At 69.5% G+C, this 1,475-nt stretch carries 1 protein-coding gene and 1 pseudogene; one reads left to right on the top strand and one right to left on the bottom strand.

Features of this window, described 5'->3' with window-relative positions:
• The first annotated feature begins 211 nt into the window (after nucleotides 1–211).
• Entirely contained in the window at nucleotides 212–1,204 is a 993-nt protein-coding gene (locus tag ABZ281_RS49110) for a hypothetical protein (protein ID WP_356665321.1), read from the top strand.
• 42 nt (nucleotides 1,205–1,246) lie between these two features.
• On the opposite strand, the pseudogene ABZ281_RS49105 reads toward ABZ281_RS49110, so the two are convergent.
• Nucleotides 1,247–1,387: pseudogene (locus ABZ281_RS49105) on the bottom strand (DNA primase); the annotation flags it as partial.
• Nucleotides 1,388–1,475: the final 88 nt, after the last annotated feature.

The raw sequence follows: 1,475 nt of genomic DNA, 5'->3' as shown, positions 1-1,475 counted from the left end.
CACGCCAGATCCTCGGTCAGTCGGCGTGAGACCCCGTCGCGCCGTTCCGAGGACGGACACCCCCCGGCGCAACCCCCCCCACACCCCACGCGAAGGCGAAGCAGACGCGCACCCCCACCCAGCGTCAGAGGAAGCGGACGACCACCCCACCCCGACCGCCGGAGGCACCCGGTAGGGTTCGCCTCCGGAAAGGGGAAGGTGAAGGTACCCGATGAGCAGGGATCGCGACCCTCGAACGCTCCGCAGGCCCGCCCGGAGCGCCCTCATAGCAGCCTCGGCGACCGCTTTGTCGCTGACGGCCAGTGGATGCGTCGTCGTGCACGGCGAACGGGAGATCCTCCCGTCCACGACCCGCGCCGAAGCCGCCAAGGCCCTCCAGGAGTTCACGGCCGCGTACAACGAGGCCGACAAGGCCTACGACAGCACCCTGGACGCCGACCACACCACCGGCGCCCTCGCCGACATCGACACGGCCCGCCTCAAGGCCGGGAAGGCGAACAGCCCGTCCGGCAACCCGAACCACACCCCGCTGACGCTGACGGACCCGAAGTTCACCATCCCCAAGAAGGCCGGCTGGCCTCGCTGGTTCGTCGTCGACGCGGCCGGCAACAAGGGCGGCACCGCCCGCTGGCTCCTGGTGTTCACCCGCAGCAGCCTGGACGACCCGTTCCAGGTGGCGTACCTGACGCTCGTCGCCGCGGGCAAGGTCCCGCAATTCAAGAAGGACGCCGACGGCTGGGCCGAGTCCGTCCCGGTCAAGTCGACCGACCTGGCCGCCGACCCCGGTGACCTGAGCAGCACGTACGCGACGTACCTGAAGAGCGGCGGGGGGGCCTTCACGGAGGGCGCCCACACCAGCCAGTGGCGTGCCCTGCGCGAGAAGAACGCCAAGAAGCCGGGCATGGTCACCCAGTACATCGACGAGCCGCTGACGAACGGCGACTACGCTCCGCTGGCGCTGCGCACGACCGACGGCGGGGCGCTGGTGTTCTTCACCTCGCGCCACTTCGAGAAGCAGACCGCCTACGCGGGCACGTCCGTACCCACCCCGAACAAGGACGTCCTCGCCCTGACGAAGGGCGAGATCAAGCAGTCCTTCACGATGGAGTTCGTCTCCAACGAGGTGGCACTGGACCCCAAGGGCCAGGGCAAGGTGACGATCCTGGGCAGGATCCAGGGCATGACCTCGGCGGAAGGCTCATAGTTCAGGCAGCCCTCACGGCCCGGTCGCCGACGGGCCCAGGCATCAGTGCCGCAGCGGCCAGCCCGACCCCGCAGCGTGATCGGCGTGGCCCTCGTCGGCATAGCGCCCGCACACCTCCGTGAGCACCTCCAGCAGGCTCAGCGGATCCGGCAGCGCGTGCTCGGGCCCGCGCACCCACCGCACCTTCACCATCAACGACAACGTGGCCGGCAAATCCGTCCGCGAGTCGAAGTGGATCGACTGGAACCGCTACGTCGACGAGCAGTCCTTC

It is taken from the genome of Streptomyces sp. NPDC006265, from assembly GCF_040613555.1.
Lineage (GTDB): Bacteria > Actinomycetota > Actinomycetes > Streptomycetales > Streptomycetaceae > Streptomyces.
The sequence above is the reverse complement of the archived record's forward strand: the minus strand, read 5'-3'. Positions and strand labels throughout refer to the sequence as shown.